This is a genomic window from Micromonospora sp. NPDC047793, assembly GCF_040642635.1.
Lineage (GTDB): Bacteria > Actinomycetota > Actinomycetes > Mycobacteriales > Micromonosporaceae > Micromonospora.
In genome coordinates this window covers 485,958-507,085 of record NZ_JBEYSG010000001.1, presented here as the reverse complement: position 1 = coordinate 507,085, position 21,128 = coordinate 485,958, and the positions used below count along the sequence as shown (strand labels likewise).

The window sequence follows — 21,128 nt, the reverse complement described above, 5'->3', positions numbered from 1 at the left end:
CAGGGGGAATGCGTGCTTCACACATAAAAACGGTAATTACAGCCCACCGATACCGAAACGTTACCCATCGAAACCTTGCCATGGATCGATTCAGCGGAATTAATTTGTTCAGCGATTCGACATAATGCCGCAACGGAAGCCCTGGCACGGCACTCCGGCTGCGGCTCCATCAGGGACGGTCTTCGGCGAGCCGGCCCCCGCGACCCCTGTCCGGCAAGGATCAAGGAGACCGGAGTGTTCCGACCACGCCGTATGCGCGTGCCCATGACCGCCACCCTTCTCACCCTCGGACTGGCCGCGACCACGCTCGCCGGCGCACCCGCCGCCCAGGCCGCCCCCGTTCCGGTAGCCCAGGCGCCGGCCCCGCAGGCCGAGGCCGACCCGTTCTCGGTGCTGGTCTTCTCCAAGACCGCCGGCTTCCGGCACGGTTCGATCCCGAGCGGCATCGCCGCCATCCAGCAGCTCGGCGCGGAACACGGGTTCACCGTGGACGCCACCGAGGACAGCACCGCCTTCACCGACCAGAACCTCGCCGGATACCAGGCGGTGATCTGGCTCTCCACCACCGGTGACGTGCTCAACGCCGACCAGCAGGCGGCGTTCGAGCGCTACATCCGGGCCGGTGGCGGGTACGCCGGCGTCCACGCCGCCTCCGACACCGAGTACGACTGGGAGTGGTACGGCGGCCTGGTCGGGGCGTACTTCAACAGCCACCCGGCCAACCAGCAGGCCACGGTCAAGGTGGAGGACCCGGCGCACCCGTCCACCGCGGACCTGCCGGACCGTTGGTCCCGGTTCGACGAGTGGTACAACTACCGCACCAACCCGCGCGGCAAGGTGCACGTGCTGGCCACGCTGGACGAGACCAGCTACTCCCCCGGCTCCGGCGCGATGGGTCACGACCACCCGATCGCCTGGTGCCAGGACTACGACGGCGGCCGGGCCTGGTACACCGGTGGCGGCCACACCAACGAGTCGTACGCCGAGCCGCAGTTCCTCGGTCATCTGCTCGGCGGCATCCGGACCGCGGCCGGGGTGCAGGACGCCGACTGCGGCGCCTCGCTGACCGCCAGCTTCGAGAAGGTGACGCTGGACAGCAACACCAGCAACCCGATGGAGCTGGACGTGGCCTCGGACGGCCGGGTCTTCTACATCGAGCGCGACGGCCGGGTGCAGATCGTCAAGCCGGACACCGGCAACACGGTCACCGCCATCGACCTCGACGTCTTCACCGGCAACGAGGACGGTTTGATCGGCATCCGCCTCGACCCGGACTTCGCCACCAACAACTGGGTGTACCTCTACTACGCCCCGAACGACGGGGTGGCGCGCAACGTGCTGTCCCGGTTCACGGTGAGCGGTGACGCGATCGACGCGGCCTCCGAGAAGGTCGTCCTCCAGGTCGACACCCAGCGCAACACCTGCTGCCACGCGGGCGGCACCATGACGTTCGACTCGGCCGGCAACCTCTACCTGGCGACCGGTGACAACACCAACCCGTTCCAGTCGGACGCGTACACGCCGATCGACGAGCGGCCGGGCCGCGCCGACTACGACGCGCAGCGCACCTCCGGCAACACCAACGACCTGCGCGGCAAGGTCCTGCGGATCCACCCGGAGGACGACGGGACGTACACCATCCCGGAGGGCAACCTGTTCCCGCCGGGCACCGAGAAGACCCGGCCGGAGATCTACGGCATGGGCTTCCGCAACCCGTTCCGGATCGGCATCGACCTGGCCACCGACACCCTCTACGTCGCCGACTACGGTCCGGACGCCGCCTCGGCGAACCCGAACCGTGGCCCGGCGGGCCTGGTCGAGTGGAACATCGTGGCCGAGGCCGGCAACTACGGCTGGCCGTACTGCCACGGCGGGAACCAGGCGTACAACGACTACCAGTTCCCGTCCGGCCCGAGCGGAGCGAAGTTCGACTGCGCCGCCGTGGTCAACAACTCGCCCAACAACACCGGCCTGACCAACCTGCCACCGGCCATCGCGGCCACCGTCGACTACGGCTACACCGGTGACCCCCGGTTCCCGGAGATCGGCGGCGGCGGCGCGCCGATGGGCGGCCCGGTCTACCGGTACGACGCCGACCTCGACTCGGACCGCAAGTGGCCGGCGTACTACGACGGCAAGGCGCTGCTCGGCGAGTGGAACCAGTCCAAGATGTACACGATGCAGGTCAGCGCCGACGGGCGGGAACTGGTCGACATCAACCAGTTGCTCACCGGGATGACCTTCATCCGGCCGATGGACTTCGAGTTCGGCCCCGACGGCGCGATGTACCTGATCGAGTGGGGCAGCGGCTTCGGCGGCAACAACGACAACTCCGGCGTCTACCGGATCGACTACATCGCCGGTGACCGGGCCCCGATCGCGGTGGCCTCCGCCGAGCCGACCTCCGGTCCGGCGCCGCTGACGGTCGAGTTCTCCAGCGCCGGGTCACGTGACCCGGACGGCGGCGTGCTGACGTACTCCTGGGCGTTCGGCGACGGCGGCACCTCCACCGAGGCGAACCCCACCCACACGTACGCCGAGGCCGGCAACTACACCGCCCAGCTCACCGTGACCAACCCCAACGGCCGTACGGCGGTGGCGAACGTCCCGGTGACCGTGGGCAACACCGCACCGACGGTGGAGATCGAGTTCCCGCCCAACGGTGGCTTCTTCAACTGGGGCGACCAGGTCAAGTACTCGATCACAGTGACCGACCCGGAGGACGGCGAGATCGACTGCGCCGACGTCCAGCTCCAGGTGCTGCTCGGGCACGACGAGCACGCGCACCCGCTGGAGCAGCACACCGGGTGCAGCGGCACGGTGCAGACCCAGCTCGCCGCCGGTCACGGCGCCGAGGCGGACGTCTTCACCGTGCTGGAGGCGACCTACACCGACAAGGGCGGCTCCGGCGGCGCCAGCCCGCTGACCGGGCGGATCATCGAGATCCTCCAGCCGAAGCGCAAGCAGGCCGAGTACTTCAGCGACACCGGACGCACGGCCGACGGCACCGGCGGCGGTGAGCCCGGCGTGCAGCGCGAGGCCACCGGCGACACCGCAGGCGGTGGCGAGAACATCGGCTTCATCGAGGACGGCGACTGGTGGTCGGTGGACCCGGCCGACCTGACCGAGATCTCCGAGATCCGGTTCCGCGCCTCCTCCGGCGTGGAGGGCGGTGTGATCGAGGTCCGGGCCGGCGCGGTCGACGGACCGGTGGTCGCCACGGCCACCGTCCCGGGCACCGGTGACTGGCAGACGTACACCGACGTCACCGCCCCGGTCACCGGGCCGGCGAGTGGATCTCTGTTCTTCGTGGCCCGGCACCCGAGCGGCGGCTCCGGTTCGCTGTTCAACGTCAACTGGGCGGACTTCGTCGGCAAGGGCGTCACCGACAACGCCCCGCCGACGGTCACCGCCACCGCCACGCCGGGCACCGGCACCGCGCCGGTCACCGTCGCGTTCGGTGGCACCGCCGTCGACCCGGAGGGCGACACCCCACTGACGTACGAGTGGGACTTCGGTGACGGTGGCACCGCCGACACGCTCCAGGCCGAGCACACGTACGAGCGGCCGGGCAACTTCACCGCGACCCTGACGGTGACCGACAGTCGGGGCGCCTTCTCGTACGCCACCGTGCCGGTCCGGGTCGACGCGCCGAACACCTCCTGCGTCGGCACGCGTTCGGACGACTTCGGCGGCACCACCCTGGACCGGGAGCGTTGGACCAGTGTGGTGCGGGAGAACCAGCTCCTGTCCGTCTCCGACGGCACACTGCGCCTGCCCACCTCGGCCGGCGACCTGTACGGCAGCCGCAACGACGCCACCAACCTGGTGCTCCAACCGGCACCGTCGGGCGCCTGGCAGGCCACCACCAAGGTGACCCTGCCGGTGACGGCCGACTACCAGCAGGCCGGCCTGCTGGTCTACGGCGACGACGACAACTACGCCAAGGTGGACCTGCTCTACAACGGCAGCCGGCGGGTGGAGTTCATCCGGGAGACCGCGGGTACGCCTCGCAACGAGGGTGCCGACAGCACCGCGGCACCGGCCGGTGACACCGTCCACCTGCGGATCAGCAGCGACGGCACCAGCCTGACGGCGTCGCTCTCGTCCGACGGTCTGACCTTCACCCCGGTCGGTCGGGCGGCAGCGCTGGAGGGCATCGAGAACCCCCGGATCGGCCTGTTCGCCCTCAACGGCGGCACGACCGCGCCGGTGGTGGACGCCGCGTTCGACTGGTTCCAGGTGACGCCGGACGAGCCGGCCGGACCGGTCGACCCGTCCGACGAGTTCGGCGGGACCGCGCTGGACAAGTGCCGGTGGAACGCGATCCTCCGGGAGGACGCCACCGCCTACCTGGTGGCCGACGGGGCGTTGAGCATCGACGTACCCAACGGTGACATCTACGGCACCGACAACACCGGGCCGACGAACTTCATCCTGCAGAACGCGCCGGACGGCGACTGGACGCTGGAGACGAAGGTCGACGGCAGCCTGCTGGACGAGCAGTACCAGCAGGGCGGGTTGATCGTGTACGGCGACGACGACAACTACGTCAAGTTCGACTTCGTCGTCGACAACCAGGCCGGCTCGCCGGTGTCGCGACGGATCGAGTTGCGCAGCGAGATCGACGGGGTGATCCAGAACCCGCAGCCCGGCCCGGAGGGCCTGACCGAGTCGGTGTGGCACCTGCGGCTGGCCCGCACCGGTGACACCTTCACCGGGTCGTACTCGGCGGACGGCACCACCTGGACGACGCTGACCGAGCTGACCAACGCGGCGGTCGGGGCGACCCCGAAGGTGGGACTGTTCGCCCTCGGGGGCAACCAGACCGCCTCGAAGCAGGTGTCGTTCGACTACTTCCGGCTGAGCACCGGCACGGTGGACGACACCGCGCCGGTGACCACCGCCGAGGTGGCCGGCACGCCGGTGGAGGGCTGGTACACCGGCCCGACGACGGTCACGCTGACCGCCACCGACGAGGGCGGCAGCGGGGTGGCCCGCACCGAGTACCAGCTCGACGACGCCGACACCTGGACCGCCTACACCGCGCCGGTGGCGGTCTCCGGGGACGGTGAGCACGAGCTGCGGTTCCGCTCGGTCGACGAGGCCGGCAACGTGGAGGAGACCCGGACGGTCGACGTCCGGATCGACACCACCGCGCCGGTCAGCACCGCGGCGTTCGCCCCGGCGAACGGCGCGGGCTGGCACGACGGCACGATCCCGGTGGTGCTCTCCTCGACCGACGCCGGTTCCGGGGTCGGGTCGCTGGAGTGGTCGTTGGACGGCGGCGACTGGACGCCGTACACCGAGCCGGTCGAGATCAGCGGCGACGGGACCCACGAGCTGCTCTACCGGGCCACCGACAACGCGGGCAACGCCGAGACGCTCAAGTCGGCGGTGGTTCGCATCGACGGCACCAAGCCGACGCTCTTGGTCTCCGGCATCGCCGACGGCCAGCTCTACGGCGACAGCCAGGACGTACGGGTGTCCTGGCAGGCGGTCGACCCCACCTCGGGGATCGCCACCGTGGTCGGCCGGCTCGACGACCGCCCGTACGTCAGCGGCACCCTCCAGGCGATGTACGAGCTGCCGCTGGGGCTGCACGAGCTGACGGTGACCGCGACCGACAAGGCGGGTAACGCCACCACCACGACGGTCCGATTCTTCGTCACCACCTCGTTCCGGGACATGCAGAACCTGCTGGACCGGTTCAAGGCGACGGGTCGGCTCACCGCTCGGGCACACACCCAGCTGTCGAACCGGCTCTCCAACGCCCGCACGGCGGAGGCCGCCGGTAACGACCAGCGGGCGATCAACCAGCTCACCGCGTTCCGGGGGCTGGCCGGCGACGCCACCCTGGTCGGTGAGGCGGAGATCCGGGACGTGCTGGTCCGGGACACCGACGCCATGATCGTCCGGCTCGGCGGCACGGCCAGCAAGGCGGGCGTACGCGCCAACGACGGTGATTCCGTCGCCGGCACCGGACGACTGGGTGGCGATCCCACCCGGCTCGCTCCCGGCCGCCGGTTGTAGGAGCGACCGCCAGTCCTGCTGACGGTCACTCTCCGCAGGTGATCGGGGCCCCGTCCGGCGACCAGCCGGGCGGGGCCCCTTCGCGTGCGCTGCCCCCTACCGGTCGAGCACCGCGCGCAGCGCCGTGAGGTCCGCCTCACCCGGCTGCCAGTTGCCCGCCTCGGCGTTGGCGCGTACCTGGTCGGGCGTGGTGGCTCCGGCGATGACGGAGGTCACCGCCGGCTGGGCGGCCAGCCCGCCGATCGCCACGTGCAGCATCGACACGCCCCGCTCGGCGGCGTACGCCTCGATGCCCTCGATGGTGTCCCAGTCGGCGGCGGCGAGCCGCTGGGCGTACCGGCCGCCACCGGCGAGGCGGCTACCGGCCGGCGGGGCCTCACCACGCTTGTACTTGCCGGTGAGCAGCCCGTTGGCCAGCGGGAAGAACGGCAGCATGCCGAGGCCGAACCGCTCGCAGGCGGGCAGCACCTCGATCTCGGCGTCCCGGTTGAGCAGGCTGTAGTGGTTCTGGGCGCTGACGAAGCGGGCGGTCCCCCGGGTCTTCGCCGTCCAGTCGGCGTCCGCGATCTGCCAGCCCGCGAAGTTCGAGTTGCCCAGGTAGCGCACCTTGCCGGCACGGACGAGATCGTCCAGGGCGGTGAGCGTCTCCTCGATCGGGGTGCCCGGGTCGGGCTCGTGGAACTGGTACAGGTCGATGTAGTCGGTGTCCAGGCGGCGCAGCGACGCCTCCACCGCCCGGATGACGTACCGCCGCGAGCCGCGCACGCTGAAGTCCCGCCCGTTGCCACCCCCCATCGACATGCCGAACTTGGTCCCGATCACCACGTCGTCGCGACGGCCCTTGAGGGCCGCGCCGAGCTGAGCCTCCGACGCGCCGTGCGGCTCGCCGTAGATGTCGGCGGTGTCGAAGAAGTTGATCCCGACGTCGAGGGCGGCGTCGACCACCGCGCGGGTGCCGTCCAGGTCGAGTTTGCGGCCGAAGTTGTTGCAGCCGATCCCCACGACGGACACCACGAGCCCGGAGTCGCCCAACCGGCGATAGGTCATCTCAGTCACGAGATCAACCCTATGTCGATCGTCCGACCTCCCACACCGGCTCCGGCGTCTCCACCACCTCACCGTCACCACGGAAGAGCAGGAAGCGGTCGAAGGTCCGGGTGAACCAGCGGTCGTGGGTGACCGCCAGCACCGTGCCGGAGAACGCGGCCAGCCCGGCCTCCAACGCCTCGGCCGAGGCCAGGTCGAGGTTGTCCGTCGGCTCGTCGAGCAGCAGCAGGGTCGCCCCGGACAACTCCAGCAGCAGCACCAGGAAACGGGCCTGCTGGCCGCCGGAGAGCGTGCCGAAGCGCTGGTCGCCCTGCCCGGCGAGCTCGTACCGGCTGAGCGCGGCCATGGCCGCGTGCCGGTCCATGCCGGCGCGGTGCTCGTCGCCCCGCCACAGGATCTCGGCCAGCGTCTTCGCCATCAGCTCCGGCCGGTCGTGGGTCTGCGAGAAGTGCCCGGGACGCACCCGCGCGCCGAGCCGGGCCGTCCCGTCGTGCGCCACCGGCGCGAGCGCCGCCGCCCCGTCGACCGGGCCGTTGGCCGGGTCCGGATCGGTGCCCCCTCGGGCCAGCAGGCGCAGGAAGTGGGACTTGCCGGTGCCGTTGGCGCCCAGCACCGCCACCCGGTCGCCATACCAGACCTCCAGGTCGAACGGGTAGGTCAGGCCGTCGATCTCGAGCTGTTCGCAGACGAGCGCCCGCTTGCCGGTCCGGCCGCCGGCCAGCCGCATCCGGATGTCCTGGTCCTTCGGCGGTACGGGCGGCGGGCCGGCCTCCTCGAACTTGCGCAACCGGGTCTGCGCCGACTGGTACCGGGAGGCCATGTCCGAGTTGTACGCCGCCTTCTGCTTGTACATCAGCATCTGCTCGCGCAGCTTGTGGTGCTCCTCGTCCCACCGTTTGCGCAGTTCGTCGAGGCGGGCGTGACGGGCCACCCGGGCCTCGTGCCAACTGGCGAAACCGCCCGGGTGCACCCAGGCGCTGCCGCCCTCCACCGCGACCACCCGGTCGGCGGTGTGCGCCAACAGTTCGCGGTCGTGCGAGACGTAGAGCACCGACTTGGTGGACTCCCGCAGCCGCGCCTCCAGCCAGCGCTTGCCGGGCACGTCGAGGAAGTTGTCCGGCTCGTCGAGCAGCAGCACCTCCTCCGGGCCTCGCAGCAGCAGTTCGAGCGCGAAACGCTTCTGCTGTCCACCGGAGAGGGTGCGGACCGGACGCTGCCGGGCGGTCTCCCAGGGCAGGTCGAGCACGATGGTGGCGACGGTGTCGAAGAGCACCTCGGCGTCGTACCCACCGGTCTCGCCCCAGGCGGCCAGCGCGTCCGCGTACGCGAGCTGGGCCTTGCCGGCGGCGGTGCTGTACTTGCCGCGCAGCTCGGCCGCGCGCATGGCGGCCTCGGTCTCGGTCAGCCGGTGTCCCGCGTCGCGCAGGGGTGGCGGGGCCAGGGACAGGGCCAGGTCGGCAAGCGTCGAGTCGTCGCCGATCATGCCGATGAACTGGCGCATCACTCCCAGTCCACCGGCCCGCGCGATGGTGCCGGTGCGGACCGGCAGGTCACCGGCGACCATCCGCAGCAGAGTGGTCTTGCCGGCGCCGTTCGGCCCGACCAGCGCCACCTTGGCACCCTCACCGACCCGGAACGACACGTCGGTGAAGAGTTCACGACCGTCCGGTAGTACGTGTCCGGCCGCTGCCACGTCGACGTATCCCACGCCGGCATCCTGCCGGAGCCGGGCCGGGCGGCCAACCGATTAGTCGTGTCCCGGCGGTCAGCGGGTGACGCGAAGCACCCGGAAGCCCTTCTGACTGGCGTGCCGCTCGACCCGCCAGCCCTGCTCGACCAGCCAGCGTTGCAGCGAGTCGCCGCCGAGGTGGCGGGCCACCACGAGCCAGGCCACCCCGTCCGGGGCCAGTCGCGGCAACCAACGGCCGAGCAACTGGTGCAGATCCTCCTTGCCGATCCGGATCGGCGGGTTGGACCAGATCTCCGCGAAGTGGAGGTCTGCCGGCACCTCCTCGGGGGTGGCCACCCGCAGCCGATCCGCGACACCGAGCCGTTGCGCGTTCCCGGCGGTCAGCTCCCGGGCCCGCTCGTTGACGTCCACCGCCCAGACGGTCGCCTGTGGTGCGACGCTGGCCAGGACGCAGGCGATCGGCCCGAACCCGGAGCCGAGGTCCAGCAGCGGTCCGACGGCCGCCGGGGTCGGCAGTTGGGCCTTGCGCAGCAGCACGGCGGTGCCGGGGTCCAGTCGGGTGGCGGAGAACACCCCGCCCGCCGACGCCAGGGCGTAGTCGCGGCCGGCGACGCTGAACTGCACCTCGCGCGCCTGGCCGGGCGTGCTCGGTTCGGCGGTGAAGTAGTGGTCCCCGGTCACGCCGGCCATTCTCGCACCGAGCCGGAACGGGCCGGACCGACGGGAGTAGGCAGTGCCTCCCGCACATCCGGCAAAATGCCCACTAATGGGGTAAAAATCCTTACTCTGGTCACCATGTACCGGTACGACTCTGATGAGGACGCATACCTCCAGTACGGCGACGACGACGCCGAGGTAGTCCCGGCCGGCGACGACCGCCGCCCGGGCGGCCCCTCCCCGTCGCGCTTTCCCACACCGTCGCTGACGCGCCCCAACCAGATCCTGCTGCCCTCGGCGACAGCGGGCTCCGCCACGGATCCGCCGCCCCCGCCCGAGCTGGTCACGCCACCGGAGCCGATCGACCCACCGGCGCCCTACCCGCCGGAGACCGACCTGGTCCTGCCCTCCGGTGTGTACGCGTCGAGCACCGCCGCACCGGCGCAGACCTCCCTCACCGGCTACGAGCCGACCTCGGCCGCCGCCCCACCGTCCACACCGGTGAGTGCACCGCCGCCCCGCACCGGCGGCAACCGCACCTGGCAGGTGCTGATCGGTGGTGCCGCCGCACTCGTCCTGCTCGGGCTCTGCGGCCTCACCGCCGGCGCCCTGATGGACGGTGGGCAGTTCATCGGCCAGCAGGCGGCACCCACCTCCGAGCCGCAGAACACCCAGGACACCGAGGACGCCGCCAGCGACCTGGACTCCCGGGACACCGACTCCGCGCCGCTGACCGCCCGCGAGGTCTTCCCGGCCAGCACCCTGACGATCGACGGCAGCACCGCCGGCTACGAGGTGCTGCGGACCCAGTCCAGCGCGAGCTGCGCGGTCGCGGCCACCGGCGAGGTCGCCGAGTCGCTGACCCTGCTCGGCTGCAACCAGGTGGTCCGGGCCACGCTGCGCACGCCCGACGGCGAGCACCTGGTCACCACCGGGCTGTTCAACCTGACCGACCGGAGCAGCGCCGAACGTGCCAGGGACCGCATCCGGCAGGCGCTCGACGCGCGGCAGGGTCGGTTCCGGGGCATGTCGGCCGGCGACGGGACCGACGTCGTCACCTCCGCGCCCGCCCGCGTCGGCTGGCAGGTACGCGGCCACTACCTCGCCTACGCGGTGGTGACCCGCACGGACGGGGCGGTGGTCCGTTCCGCCGACACCACGGTCCGCGAGATCCTCTTCGACATGCTGGAGATGCACCTCAACCGCGACGTGCTGGAACGGCGGGCGGCCGGCGGTACGGCCACCCAGCCCGACCCGACGCCCACCGACGACACCGGCGACCAGGACCCTGACACCGGGAACTGAGGAGGCGGCTCAGGCCACCACGGCTCAGGCCACCACGGCTCGGGTCACCACGGCTCAGGTCTCCGCCGGCACCCGCAGCCGACGGGTGGCCTCGGCCCGGCGGGCGTACTCGGCTGGATCGTCGGGATAGCCGACCGCCACCAGGGTCAGTCCGTGCGCCGGTGCCACCGTGACCTCGCTGGACCGCTCCCGCCGGGTCAACAGGCCGGCCGGCCACTCGACCGGCCGGCGCCCGTCCCCGGCGACCAGCATCGCGCCGACCAGGCTGCGCACCATCGCCTGGCAGAACGCGTCGGCCTGCACGGTGGCGACCAGGACGCCGTCGGCCTCGCGCCGCCAGTCCAGCCGGGTCACCTCCCGCAGCGTGGTGGCGTTCTCCTTCCGCCGGCAGTACGCGGCGAAGTCGTGTTCCCCCACCAGCCCGGCCGCCGTGGCGGCGAGCCGGTCGACGTCGAGCGCACGCGGCCAGCCCAGGATCTCGTGCCGGCGCAGCGGCTCGGCGCCCCAGGGCGCGTCGGTGACCCGGTACTCGTAGCGCCGGAAGGTCGCCGAGAAGCGGGCGTCGAAGCTGTCCGGCACCACACTCATCGCCCGTACCCGGACGTCACCCGGCAGCAGCCGGGCCAGCCGACGCAGCAGACGGCTCTCCTGCACCCGCCACACCTCGTCGGGCAGGTCGACGTGGCAGACCTGCCCGGTGGCGTGCACCCCGGCGTCGGTGCGCCCGGCAACCGTCAGCCCGGCCGCGACACCGGCCCCGAGCACCAGGTCCAACGCCTCGACCAGCACACCGGCGACCGTGCGCCGCTCCGGCTGGGCGGCCCACCCCGAGAAGCCGGTCCCGTCGTACGCGACCTCCAGCCGCAGCCGGGTGCGCTCCTCCACGTCGTACCTCCTCGACGGGTCGGGCCCGGCACCCCCGAGGGGATGCCGGGCCCGACGACGGCCTGAATCAGGCCTTGCCTTCCTCGGTGGCCAGGTCGCTGTCCTCGCGGGCAGCGGCGGTGTCACCGGACGCCGACACCGGCGGCTCGGCGTCCTGGTCGGCCGACCGGTTCTCCGGGGCCTCGTCGGCCGGGGCCAGCGCCTCGACCTTGTCCTGCTGCGCGGCCTTGCGGGCGGCGGTCTTCTGGTTCACCTTCGGCTCGGCGACCTGAAGCTCCTCGACCAGCTCGATGATCGCCATCGGCGCGGCGTCGCCCTTGCGCGGACCGGTCTTCACGATCCGGGTGTAGCCACCGTTGCGGTTGGCGTACCGCGGCGCGATCTGATCGAACAGGGCGTAGACCACGTCCTTGTCCTTGACCACGGTCAGCACCCGCCGACGCGACGCGAGGTCGCCCCGCTTGGCCTTGGTGATCAGCTGCTCGGCGAGCGGACGCAGCCGCCGGGCCTTGGTCTCGGTGGTCTTGATCTTGCCGTGCTGGAACAGCGAGGTGGCCAGGTTGGCCAGCATCAGCCGCTCGTGCGCGGGGCTGCCGCCGAGGCGGGGGCCCTTGGTGGGCGTGGGCATGCTTGGTGCTCCTCAGGTGTGGCGGCAGCGCGGACTAGAGCTGCTCGGTCTCGCGGTAGTCGTCGGTGTCGTAGTCGGCCTCGCCGAAGGTGTCCACGACATGCGCCGGGTCGAAGTTCGGAGCCGAGTCCTTCAGCCCCAGACCCATTCCGGCGAGCTTCATCTTGACCTCGTCGATCGACTTCTGGCCGAAGTTGCGGATGTCGAGGAGGTCGGCCTCGGTACGCCCGATGAGCTCACCAACGGAGTTGATGCCCTCGCGCTTGAGGCAGTTGTAGGAGCGGACGGTCAGGTCCAGCTCCTCGATCGGCAGGGCCAGGTCCGCCGCCAGCTGCGCGTCCTGCGGCGACGGGCCGATGTCGATGCCCTCCGCCGTCTCGTCCAGCTCCCGGGCCAGCCCGAAGAGCTCCACCAGCGTCGAACCGGCCGAGGCCAGCGCGGTACGCGGGCCCATCGACGGCTTGGTCTCGACGTCGATGATCAGCCGGTCGAAGTCGGTCCGCTGCTCGACACGGGTCGCCTCGACGCGGTACGTCACCTTGAGCACCGGCGAGTAGATCGAGTCGACCGGGATCCGGCCGATCTCCGCACCCGCCTGCTTGTTCTGCGCCGCCGTGACGTAGCCCCGACCCCGCTCGACGGTCAGCTCCATGTCGAGCCGGCCCTTGCCGTTGAGGGTGGCGAGCTTCAGGTCCGGGTTGTGCACCGAGACACCGGCCGGCGGCTGGATGTCACCGGCGGTCACGTCGCCCGGGCCCTGCTTGCGCAGGTACATGCTGACCGGCTCGTCGTGCTCGGAGCTGACGCAGAGCTCCTTGATGTTCATGACGAGCTCGACCACGTCCTCCTTGACCCCGGGGATCGTGGTGAACTCGTGCAGGACACCGTCGATCTTGATCGAGGTGACCGCCGCACCGGGGATGGAGGACAGCAGCGTACGCCGCAGCGAGTTGCCCAGGGTGTAGCCGAAGCCCGGCTCCAGCGGCTCGATGGTGAACCGGGACCGGGTCTCGTTGATCGACTCTTCGGAGAGAGACGGTCGCTGGCTGATGAGCATGTTTTCTCTTCTCTTCCGGGACGCCCGCTATATGACGTCCACGACACAACGTGTTCCGGTGGCCCGCCCGTCGCCGGGCGGGCCACCGCAACGAGCCCTTACTTGGAGTAGAGCTCGACGATCAGCTGCTCCTGGACCTGGGTGTCGATCACCTGGCGGGCCGGGAGCGAGTGCACGAGCACCTTCATCTGGCTCGGAATGGCCTCGAGCCACGCCGGAACCGTCTTGGAGCCGGCCTCGGCCTGCGCCACGATGAACGGGGTGAGCTCCTTGCTCTTCACCCGAACCTCGATGATGTCGTGCTCCTTGACGCGGTACGACGGGATGTCGACCTTCTTGCCGTTCACCATGAAGTGGCCGTGCTTGACCAGCTGGCGGGCCATGTCCCGGGACTTGGCGTAGCCGGCCCGGTAGACCACGTTGTCCAGCCGCGACTCGAGGATCTGCAGGAGGACCTCACCGGTCTTGGCCTGCTTGGCCACGGCCTCCTCGTAGTAACCGCGGAACTGCTTCTCCAGCACGCCGTAGACCCGGCGGGCCTTCTGCTTCTCACGGAGCTGGAGCAGGTACTCCGTCTCCTTGGTCCGACCGCGGCCGTGCTGCCCGGGCGGGAACGGCCGGGACTCGAACGGGCACTTCGGACCATCGCACTTGCTGCCCTTGAGGAACAGCTTCATCTTCTCCCGCCGGCAACGGCGGCAGTCAGCACCGGTGTAACGAGCCATCTCTCTCTAACCTCTCAGACCCGACGACGCTTCGGCGGACGGCACCCGTTGTGCGGCTGCGGGGTGACGTCGGAGATCTGCCCGACCTCCAGACCCACCGCCTGCAGCGAACGGATGGCGGTCTCCCGGCCGGAGCCGGGACCCTTGACGAACACGTCGACCTTGCGCATGCCGTGCTCCATGGCCCGACGCGCGGCGGCCTCGGCGGCCAGCTGCGCGGCGAACGGAGTCGACTTGCGCGAGCCCTTGAAGCCGACCTGGCCGGCGGAGGCCCACGAGATGACGGCACCGGTCGGGTCCGTGATGGACACGATGGTGTTGTTGAAGGTGCTCTTGATATGCGCCTGCCCGTGGGCGACGTTCTTGCGTTCCTTGCGCCGGACCTTCTTGACAGCGGCTCCGGCACGAGCCTTCGGTGGCATAAGTCTGTGCGCTCCTGTTTTTGGTTCTCGATCGGGTTCCGGTCTCTCGCCCCGCTACTTCCGTAGACACCGGCTCCGGTGGGAGTCCGGCCGACCTCGGCGGAGAAGGACCAGAATTCCGGTTGAGGAACTACTACTTCTTGCCGGGCTTCTTCTTGCCGGCGACCGTCCGCTTCGGGCCCTTGCGGGTACGCGCGTTCGTACGCGTCCGCTGGCCACGGACGGGCAGTCCCCGGCGGTGCCGGATACCCGCGTAGCAGCCGATCTCGACCTTGCGACGGATGTCAGCGGCGACCTCGCGGCGCAGGTCGCCTTCTACCTTGTAGTTGGCCTCGATGTGGTCACGGAGCTGGACCAGCTCCTCGTCCGTGAGGTCCCGGGCGCGCTTGTCCGGCGAGATGCCGGTGGCGGCGAGCGTCTCCAGAGCGCGGGTACGACCCACGCCGAAGATGTAGGTGAGCGCAATCTCCAGCCGCTTCTCGCGGGGGAGATCCACGCCGACTAGACGTGCCATCTGCGGGCGTACTCCTTGTGGTCTTCTGCCGGAGGTGTGGTCCCGTCCCACCCCGCTACGCGGCCGTCCCGTCCTTCCGGCGCGACGTGCGCCGGCGACCGGGATGGTCGCTGCCCGAGCGGGCCCCGGCCTCCGACCGGGGGTCAACCACGAGAAAGTACGCGCTGCGCACCGCTCGCGGCTGGGACGAGCATGTGTGATGTGTGGGCTGGGTTCAGCCCTGGCGCTGCTTGTGGCGCGGGTCGGTGCAGATCACCATGACCCGGCCGTGCCGGCGGATAACCCGGCACTTGTTGCAGATCCTCTTGACGCTCGGCTTGACCTTCACGGTTGCCTTACTTCCCATCTGGCCCGGCGCCACGAGGCGCGACACCGGACGTCGAAGACGGACACGGGACGATTCCGGGCCGCCGTCAGGCTTACTTGTAGCGGTAGACGATGCGCCCGCGAGTCAGGTCGTACGGCGAGAGTTCGACGACGACCCGGTCCTCCGGCAGGATGCGGATGTAGTGCTGCCGCATCTTGCCGCTGATGTGAGCCAGGACCTTGTGGCCGTTGGCGAGCTCCACCCGGAACATGGCGTTCGGCAGGGGCTCGATGACCCGACCTTCGATCTCGATGGCTCCGTCTTTTTTCGGCATGTCCTCCGCTGTCCTGACGTCGACTACTCCGGACGGCCCACAACGTCTTACACGGGTGACTGATCAAGATCAGATTTCCCGCGCCAGCCGCGGCTCCGCGTCCCACCGAAGCGCTGGTGGGCATGGCGGAGTGGACGCTGTGCGCCGATCAGAAAGTGTACGCCCGCCTGCACGCCGTCGCCAAACCGACCGGCCCGAGTACGCCGACGGGGTGGACAAAGCCGGCGTTCAGCCCGCCGCGTCACGCTCCGCCCGGTCCGCCCCCGCCGGCGTGACGGGCCCGCCAGCCGACGCCGAGGGCTGCCCCGGCGACGACGGCGCGTCGGCCGCCGTGGCGGTGATCGCGTCGGGCTGCTCGGCGGCGAGCGCGGCACGCTCCCGCTTGCGGGCCTTCTTCTCCGCCTTCCGCTGCCGACGGCGTTCCTGCTGCGCCGCCCAGCGCTGCGGCTCGCCGGTACTCAGCCCGGTGACGGTACGCACCACCTGCACCGCGCCCCACGGCCCGGCCACCCAGATGGGCCAGAAGTACACCAGGTCGCGGGCGGCGAACGAGGTGACCGCCCAGATCGCGATGACGATCCCGACGGCCTTGAGCCAGGGCTCCCAGACCTCGACGAGCCAACGGGCGGTCACGCCCCGCCCGCCGTCGGGCAACACCGGCGCGTCGGCCTCCTGCCGGGCCGGCACCGCCCCGGGCAGGTCGCCCACCAGTGCGTCGAGTTCCGCGTACGTCCGGGCCGCATAGGCCCGCTGTAGCCGGTCGTCGTACTCGTGCAGGTCGAGCCGGCCCTCGTCGAGTGCCTCCCGGAGCCGTTCGGCGACGGCCTGCCGGTCGGAGTTCGCTGCCCGCATCCCGTCCTGCCCGTCCATGTCGGCAAGCATGCCATCGTGCCGCCAGCCCGACTAACCGACGCCGTGCGGCCTGCCCCACCGTCATGCCGACACCGACCGGCTCGCCCCGGTTCTGGTCACCGACAGTGAGCGCGACGAGCCGCTCGTGTCGAACGTCACATGCCTCGTGGCCGGATGCTGCCGAGCCGCCGCCACGACGGCTCCGCGCCGAGCGCCTGGGATGCGAACGGCCGGTCGGCCGGATGCCGGGATTCGGCGACTCAGCCGGCCGACGAGGCGGCGGGCTGGCGGGCGGTGACCAGCTCACCGAGGCGGGCTCGACCGCCGTCCTGGGCGGTCAGCACCCAGACCCCGTCCGGCAACAGAGCCATGGTGTGCTCGACGTGTGCCGCACGCGACCCGTCGCGGGTGACCACGGTCCAGCCGTCGGCCAGTTCGGCGGTACGCGGCGACCCCATCGTGATCATGGGCTCGATGGCCAGCGCCATGCCCTGCACCAGCCGCGGCCCCTTGCCCGGCCGCCCGTGGTTGAGCACGTGCGGGTCCTGGTGCATCTCGGTGCCGATGCCGTGGCCGCCGTAGCCGTCGACGATGCCGTACCGGCCGCCCTTGCGCACCGCGTTCTCCACCGCGTGGGAGATGTCGGTCAGCCGGCCCTTGCCGCTGGCCGCACCCCGGGCGGCGGCGGCGATACCGGCCCACATCGCGTCCTCGGCCACCGTCGCCATCCGCAGCAGGGCCGGGTCGACCTCGCCCACCCCGACGGTGATGGCCGCGTCGCCGTGCCAGCCGTCGAGCACCGCACCGCAGTCGATCGAGATCAGGTCGCCCTCGGCGAGGACCTGGTCCGGCGACGGGATCGCGTGCACGATCTGCTCGTTGACCGAGGAGCAGATCGACGCCGGGAAGCCGTGGTAACCCTTGAACGACGGAGTCGCGCCAGCCTCGCGGATGGTCGACTCGGCGATCGCGTCCAGGTCGGCGGTGCTGACCCCGGGGGCCACCGCCTCGCGCATCCGGCGTAACGCCTCGGCGACCACCAGCCCGGCGGCACGCATCTTCTCGATCTGCTCGGGGGTCTTCAGCTGGATGTCCAGCTGGGGACGACGCATCGGGGCGCTACCTTTCGTTGCCGAACCAGCGGGGCACGCCGGGCGTACCCCGCTGTTCGCACTCTATCCGGCCGGCGATGACGCCGAGCTCAGCCGCCGTAGGACCGCAGGGCGTCGATCGCGCGGACCGTGACGTCCTCCACCGGCCCGGTGGCGTCGATCCCGACCAGCTTGCCCTGGGCGCCGTAGTAGTCCACCAACGGCGCGGTCTTCTCCGCGTACTCGCGCAGGCGGGCGGCGATGGTCTCCGGCTTGTCGTCGTCGCGCTGGAACAGCTCGGCACCGCAGCGGTCGCAGATGCCGTCCCGACTGGTCGGGTCGAACTCGACGTGCCAGATCTTGCCGCAGCCCCGGCAGGTGCGCCGGCCGGAGAGCCGCCGGATCACCTCGTCGTCGTCGACCACCAGCTCCAGTACGACGTCCAGCGCGGTGCCGAGGTCGGCGAGGAGCTTGTCCAGCGCGGCGGCCTGCGGAGTGGTCCGCGGGAACCCGTCGAGCAGGAAGCCCTCGGAGGCGTCCGGCTCGGCGAGCCGGTCCCGCACCATGTTGATGGTGACCTCGTCCGGGACCAACTTGCCGGCGTCCATGTAGCGCTTGGCCTCGACCCCGAGCGGGGTGCCCTGCGACACGTTGGCACGGAAGATGTCACCGGTCGAGATCTTCGGCACGGAGACGTGCGCAGCGATGAACTCCGCCTGCGTTCCCTTACCCGCGCCGGGCGGGCCAACCAGAACCAGTCTCATCTACCGCAGGAACCCTTCGTAGTTCCGCTGCATCAGTTGGCTCTCGATCTGCTTGCTGGTTTCGAGAGCCACACCGACCATGATCAGCACAGCGGTACCGCCGAACGGGAAGTTGAGGTACTGCTGCCGGTCCAGCCAGATGAAGAAGAAGTTCGGCAGGATCGAGATGATCGCGAGGTACAGCGCCCCCGGCAGCGTGATCCGGCTGAGGATGAAGTCCAGGTAGTCGGCGGTCGGCTTGCCGGGGCGGATGCCCGGCACGAAGCCGCCGTACTTCTTCATGTTGTCCGCGACCTCGGTCGGGTTGAACGTGATCGAGACGTAGAAGTACGTGAAGAAGATGATCAGCAGGAAGTAGACCGCGATGTAGATCGGGCTGGTCGGGTCGACCAGGTTGTTCTGGATCCACGCCTGCGTCTGACCCGGGTCGTTCTGGTCGAAGAACTGCAGCGCCAACTGGGGCAGGTAGAGCAGCGACGAACCGAAGATGACCGGGATGACACCCGCCTGGTTGACCTTCAGCGGGATGTAGGTCGACGTGCCGCCGTACATCCGCCGGCCGATCATCCGCTTGGCGTACTGCACCGGGATCCGGCGCTGGGCCTGCTCGATGAACGTGACCGCGGTGATGACCACCAGGACCAGGGCGATGACGAGGAAGAACTTGGCCCAGCCCTGGCTCTCCTTGATGCGCCAGCCCTCGCTGGGGAGGCGGGCGGCGATCGAGGTGAAGATCAGCACCGACATGCCGTTGCCGACGCCGCGGTCGGTGATCAGCTCGCCCAGCCACATGACCACGCCGGTACCGGCGGTCATCGTCATCACCAGCATGGACAGCGTCAGCCAGTCCGGGATGCCGGTGCCCTCAGGGATGATCGGGAACTGGTCGCACTGGTTGTTGAAGAGCTGTCCGGAGCGGGCCAGCGCGACGAACGCGGACGCCTGCAGGACACCCAGGCCCAGTGTCAGGTACCGGGTGTACTGGGTGATCTTCGCCTGACCGGCCTGGCCCTCCTTACGGAGCTGCTCGAGCCGCGGGATCACCACCGTCAGCAGCTGCAGGATGATCGACGCGGTGATGTAGGGCATGATGCCCAGCGCGAAGACCGAGAGCTGGAGCAGTGCGCCACCGGAGAAGAGGTCGAGCAGGTTCAGAACCCCGGTCGAGCCGTCGATGGTGTCGAGGCACTGCTGGACGTTGCCGTATGACACGCCTGGGCTGGGCAGCGTCGCGCCGAGCCGGTAGATCGCGATGATGCCTACTGTGAACAGCAGCTTCTTGCGCAGGTCAGGCGTACGGAACGCACTGAGAAAGGCGGACAGCAACTTCTTCCTCCTGCGCGAGGCGGGCCGCCGGTCGTCCCTGGCGGTTTGGGGTGGGTGCCGGGCAGGTGCCCGATATCCATGGCTGGGAAGGGACTCTAACAGCCCGATCCCCGTCCGGGCAGATGTGCCCGGCTACATAAACCGAATCCGATATTACCGGGCGCACAGGCCCTGTGGAGACCATGGCGCCCGCCAGCTGGGATCAACTGGCGGGCGCCATCGTTCGTGCTGCTTACAGCTCGGTGACCGAACCACCGGCGGCAGCGATCTTCTCCTTGGCCGACGCACTGAACGCATGCGCCGTGACCTGGAGCGACACGTTGCCGAGGTCCCCGGTGCCGAGAACCTTGACCGGGTGACCCTTGCGGACCGCGCCCGCCTCGACCAGCTCGGCCGGGCCGACCTGACCGCCGTTGGGGAACAGTTCGGCCAGGCGGTCCAGGTTGACCACCTGGAAGACCACCTTGAACTTGTTCTTGAAGCCCTTCAGCTTCGGCAGGCGCATGTGGATGGGCATCTGCCCACCCTCGAACGCCGCCGGGATGTTCTTCCGGGCCTTCGAACCCTTGGTACCCCGACCGGCGGTCTTGCCCTTGGAGCCCTCACCGCGACCCACACGGGTCTTGGCGGTCTTGGCTCCCGGCGCCGGGCGCAGGTGATGGACCTTGATCGTCATTACTCGACCTCCTCGACCTTCACGAGGTGGCTCACCTTGAAGATCATCCCGCGAATCTCGGGCCGGTCCTCCTTGACCACCACGTCGTTGATCCGCTTGAGACCGAGCGACCGCAGCGACTCACGCTGGTTGTGCTTGGTCCCGATGTCGGACCGGAGCTGGGTGACCTTGAGACGTGCCATCAGGAAGCCACCTCCGCCCGCGAGGCCAGCATGGCGGCCGGAGCGACGTCCTCCACCGGCAGGCCTCGACGCGCCGCGACAGCCTCCGGGGACTCCAGCCCCTTCAGGGCCGCCACGGTGGCGTGCACGATGTTGATCGGGTTCGACGATCCGAGGCTCTTGGAGAGCACGTCGTGGATGCCCGCGCACTCCAGCACGGCACGGACCGGACCACCGGCGATGACACCCGTACCGGCCGAGGCCGGCTTGAGCAGCACCACACCGGCGGCGTCCTCGCCCGTGATCGGGTGCGGGATCGAGGAACCGATCCGCGGCACCTTGAAGAAGTGCTTCTTGGCCTCCTCGACACCCTTGGCGATCGCCGCGGGCACCTCCTTGGCCTTTCCGTAGCCCACGCCCACGGTGCCGTCGCCGTCGCCGACGATCACGAGGGCGGTGAAGCTGAAGCGACGACCACCCTTCACGACCTTGGCGACGCGGTTGATCGCGACGACCCGCTCGAGGTGCGGGGTCTTCTCGGCGGGCGCGTTTCCGCGGCCGCCCTCACGGCGGTTGTCGCGGCGACCACCCTCGTTGCCACCGGACCCGCCGCCACGGCGCTGTTGACCTGGCATCAGCAGCCTCTCTTCTCTC

General features: G+C 70.2%; 20 protein-coding genes. 2 read left to right on the top strand and 18 right to left on the bottom strand.

The window, feature by feature from the left end:
- Positions 1-264: 264 nt before the first annotated feature.
- A complete protein-coding gene (locus ABZ738_RS02365; protein ID WP_357210421.1) occupies positions 265-6,033 on the top strand; it encodes a ThuA domain-containing protein in 5,769 nt (1,922 codons plus the stop codon).
- A gap of 96 nt (positions 6,034-6,129) precedes the next feature.
- On the opposite strand, the gene ABZ738_RS02360 is transcribed toward ABZ738_RS02365, so the two are convergent.
- Genes ABZ738_RS02360 through ABZ738_RS02350 form a run of 3 tightly spaced genes read right to left on the bottom strand, consistent with a single transcriptional unit; the run spans position 6,130 to position 9,451 of the window.
- Complete coding sequence (locus ABZ738_RS02360; protein ID WP_131053095.1) at positions 6,130-7,080, bottom strand: aldo/keto reductase; 951 nt, start codon at positions 7,078-7,080, stop codon at positions 6,130-6,132.
- A gap of 19 nt (positions 7,081-7,099) precedes the next feature.
- A complete protein-coding gene (locus ABZ738_RS02355; protein ID WP_131053093.1) occupies positions 7,100-8,788 on the bottom strand; it encodes an ATP-binding cassette domain-containing protein in 1,689 nt (562 codons plus the stop codon).
- 57 nt (positions 8,789-8,845) lie between these two features.
- Entirely contained in the window at positions 8,846-9,451 is a 606-nt protein-coding gene (locus ABZ738_RS02350; protein WP_131053092.1) for a methyltransferase, read from the bottom strand.
- 114 nt (positions 9,452-9,565) lie between these two features.
- Between ABZ738_RS02350 and ABZ738_RS02345 the strand changes: the two genes are divergently transcribed.
- Positions 9,566-10,732 carry a hypothetical protein gene (locus tag ABZ738_RS02345; RefSeq protein ID WP_357210416.1) on the top strand — a complete coding sequence of 389 codons (1,167 nt, stop codon included), beginning with the start codon at positions 9,566-9,568 and terminating at the stop codon, positions 10,730-10,732.
- A gap of 54 nt (positions 10,733-10,786) precedes the next feature.
- Here the strand turns inward: ABZ738_RS02345 and truA are convergent, their stop codons facing one another.
- From truA to rpsE, 15 genes are all read right to left on the bottom strand, one after another.
- Complete coding sequence (truA, locus tag ABZ738_RS02340) at positions 10,787-11,617, bottom strand: tRNA pseudouridine(38-40) synthase TruA (protein WP_131053090.1); 831 nt, start codon at positions 11,615-11,617, stop codon at positions 10,787-10,789.
- 67 nt (positions 11,618-11,684) lie between these two features.
- Positions 11,685-12,245 carry a 50S ribosomal protein L17 gene (gene rplQ, locus ABZ738_RS02335; protein ID WP_131053089.1) on the bottom strand — a complete coding sequence of 187 codons (561 nt, stop codon included), beginning with the start codon at positions 12,243-12,245 and terminating at the stop codon, positions 11,685-11,687.
- 34 nt (positions 12,246-12,279) lie between these two features.
- Positions 12,280-13,302 carry a DNA-directed RNA polymerase subunit alpha gene (locus ABZ738_RS02330; protein ID WP_074472529.1) on the bottom strand — a complete coding sequence of 341 codons (1,023 nt, stop codon included), beginning with the start codon at positions 13,300-13,302 and terminating at the stop codon, positions 12,280-12,282.
- Between the two features lie 98 nt (positions 13,303-13,400).
- Positions 13,401-14,027: a 30S ribosomal protein S4 gene (rpsD, locus tag ABZ738_RS02325; RefSeq protein WP_131053088.1), complete on the bottom strand. Its 627-nt coding sequence runs from the start codon at positions 14,025-14,027 to the stop codon at positions 13,401-13,403.
- A 14-nt stretch (positions 14,028-14,041) separates the two neighbouring features.
- Positions 14,042-14,449: a 30S ribosomal protein S11 gene (gene rpsK, locus ABZ738_RS02320; RefSeq protein ID WP_007073011.1), complete on the bottom strand. Its 408-nt coding sequence runs from the start codon at positions 14,447-14,449 to the stop codon at positions 14,042-14,044.
- Positions 14,450-14,582: 133 nt separating this feature from the next.
- Positions 14,583-14,963: a 30S ribosomal protein S13 gene (rpsM, locus tag ABZ738_RS02315; protein WP_117226239.1), complete on the bottom strand. Its 381-nt coding sequence runs from the start codon at positions 14,961-14,963 to the stop codon at positions 14,583-14,585.
- 214 nt (positions 14,964-15,177) lie between these two features.
- On the bottom strand, positions 15,178-15,291 hold the full coding sequence (gene rpmJ, locus ABZ738_RS02310; RefSeq protein ID WP_012184307.1) for a 50S ribosomal protein L36: 114 nt from the start codon (positions 15,289-15,291) through the stop codon (positions 15,178-15,180).
- Positions 15,292-15,382: 91 nt separating this feature from the next.
- Positions 15,383-15,604 carry a translation initiation factor IF-1 gene (infA, locus tag ABZ738_RS02305; RefSeq protein ID WP_007073013.1) on the bottom strand — a complete coding sequence of 74 codons (222 nt, stop codon included), beginning with the start codon at positions 15,602-15,604 and terminating at the stop codon, positions 15,383-15,385.
- Positions 15,605-15,832: 228 nt separating this feature from the next.
- Positions 15,833-16,474, bottom strand: a complete 642-nt coding sequence (locus ABZ738_RS02300; protein WP_357210409.1) for a DUF1707 domain-containing protein — start codon at positions 16,472-16,474, stop codon at positions 15,833-15,835.
- 242 nt (positions 16,475-16,716) lie between these two features.
- A complete protein-coding gene (gene map, locus ABZ738_RS02295) occupies positions 16,717-17,568 on the bottom strand; it encodes a type I methionyl aminopeptidase (protein ID WP_131052666.1) in 852 nt (283 codons plus the stop codon).
- A gap of 89 nt (positions 17,569-17,657) precedes the next feature.
- Positions 17,658-18,311: an adenylate kinase gene (locus ABZ738_RS02290; RefSeq protein WP_117226242.1), complete on the bottom strand. Its 654-nt coding sequence runs from the start codon at positions 18,309-18,311 to the stop codon at positions 17,658-17,660.
- Positions 18,312-19,637: a preprotein translocase subunit SecY gene (gene secY, locus ABZ738_RS02285; RefSeq protein ID WP_131052667.1), complete on the bottom strand. Its 1,326-nt coding sequence runs from the start codon at positions 19,635-19,637 to the stop codon at positions 18,312-18,314.
- A gap of 232 nt (positions 19,638-19,869) precedes the next feature.
- Positions 19,870-20,313 (bottom strand): 50S ribosomal protein L15, encoded by a 444-nt coding sequence (gene rplO, locus ABZ738_RS02280; RefSeq protein WP_131052668.1) that lies wholly within the window; start codon positions 20,311-20,313, stop codon positions 19,870-19,872.
- Complete coding sequence (gene rpmD, locus ABZ738_RS02275) at positions 20,313-20,495, bottom strand: 50S ribosomal protein L30 (protein ID WP_117226245.1); 183 nt, start codon at positions 20,493-20,495, stop codon at positions 20,313-20,315. Before rpmD ends, rplO begins: the two co-directional genes overlap by 1 nt.
- Positions 20,495-21,109: a 30S ribosomal protein S5 gene (rpsE, locus tag ABZ738_RS02270; RefSeq protein ID WP_119575433.1), complete on the bottom strand. Its 615-nt coding sequence runs from the start codon at positions 21,107-21,109 to the stop codon at positions 20,495-20,497. The genes rpmD and rpsE overlap by 1 nt, the downstream gene beginning before the upstream one ends.
- Positions 21,110-21,128: the final 19 nt, after the last annotated feature.

Excerpts from the sequence above, each read along its gene's own strand:
- rplO (WP_131052668.1), bottom strand. The coding sequence starts at position 20,313 with ATGACGATCAAGGTCCATCACCTGCGCCCGGCGCCGGGAGCCAAGACC.
- rpsM (WP_117226239.1), bottom strand. The coding sequence starts at position 14,963 with ATGGCACGTCTAGTCGGCGTGGATCTCCCCCGCGAGAAGCGGCTGGAG.
- ABZ738_RS02365 (WP_357210421.1), top strand. The coding sequence starts at position 265 with ATGACCGCCACCCTTCTCACCCTCGGACTGGCCGCGACCACGCTCGCC.
- rplQ (WP_131053089.1), bottom strand. The coding sequence starts at position 12,245 with ATGCCCACGCCCACCAAGGGCCCCCGCCTCGGCGGCAGCCCCGCGCAC.
- rpsE (WP_119575433.1), bottom strand. The coding sequence starts at position 21,109 with ATGCCAGGTCAACAGCGCCGTGGCGGCGGGTCCGGTGGCAACGAGGGT.
- ABZ738_RS02300 (WP_357210409.1), bottom strand. The coding sequence starts at position 16,474 with ATGGACGGGCAGGACGGGATGCGGGCAGCGAACTCCGACCGGCAGGCC.
- rpmD (WP_117226245.1), bottom strand. The coding sequence starts at position 20,495 with ATGGCACGTCTCAAGGTCACCCAGCTCCGGTCCGACATCGGGACCAAG.
- infA (WP_007073013.1), bottom strand. The coding sequence starts at position 15,604 with ATGCCGAAAAAAGACGGAGCCATCGAGATCGAAGGTCGGGTCATCGAG.
- map (WP_131052666.1), bottom strand. The coding sequence starts at position 17,568 with ATGCGTCGTCCCCAGCTGGACATCCAGCTGAAGACCCCCGAGCAGATC.
- ABZ738_RS02345 (WP_357210416.1), top strand. The coding sequence starts at position 9,566 with ATGTACCGGTACGACTCTGATGAGGACGCATACCTCCAGTACGGCGAC.
- ABZ738_RS02330 (WP_074472529.1), bottom strand. The coding sequence starts at position 13,302 with ATGCTCATCAGCCAGCGACCGTCTCTCTCCGAAGAGTCGATCAACGAG.
- rpsK (WP_007073011.1), bottom strand. The coding sequence starts at position 14,449 with ATGCCACCGAAGGCTCGTGCCGGAGCCGCTGTCAAGAAGGTCCGGCGC.
- ABZ738_RS02290 (WP_117226242.1), bottom strand. The coding sequence starts at position 18,311 with ATGAGACTGGTTCTGGTTGGCCCGCCCGGCGCGGGTAAGGGAACGCAG.
- ABZ738_RS02360 (WP_131053095.1), bottom strand. The coding sequence starts at position 7,080 with ATGACCTATCGCCGGTTGGGCGACTCCGGGCTCGTGGTGTCCGTCGTG.
- rpsD (WP_131053088.1), bottom strand. The coding sequence starts at position 14,027 with ATGGCTCGTTACACCGGTGCTGACTGCCGCCGTTGCCGGCGGGAGAAG.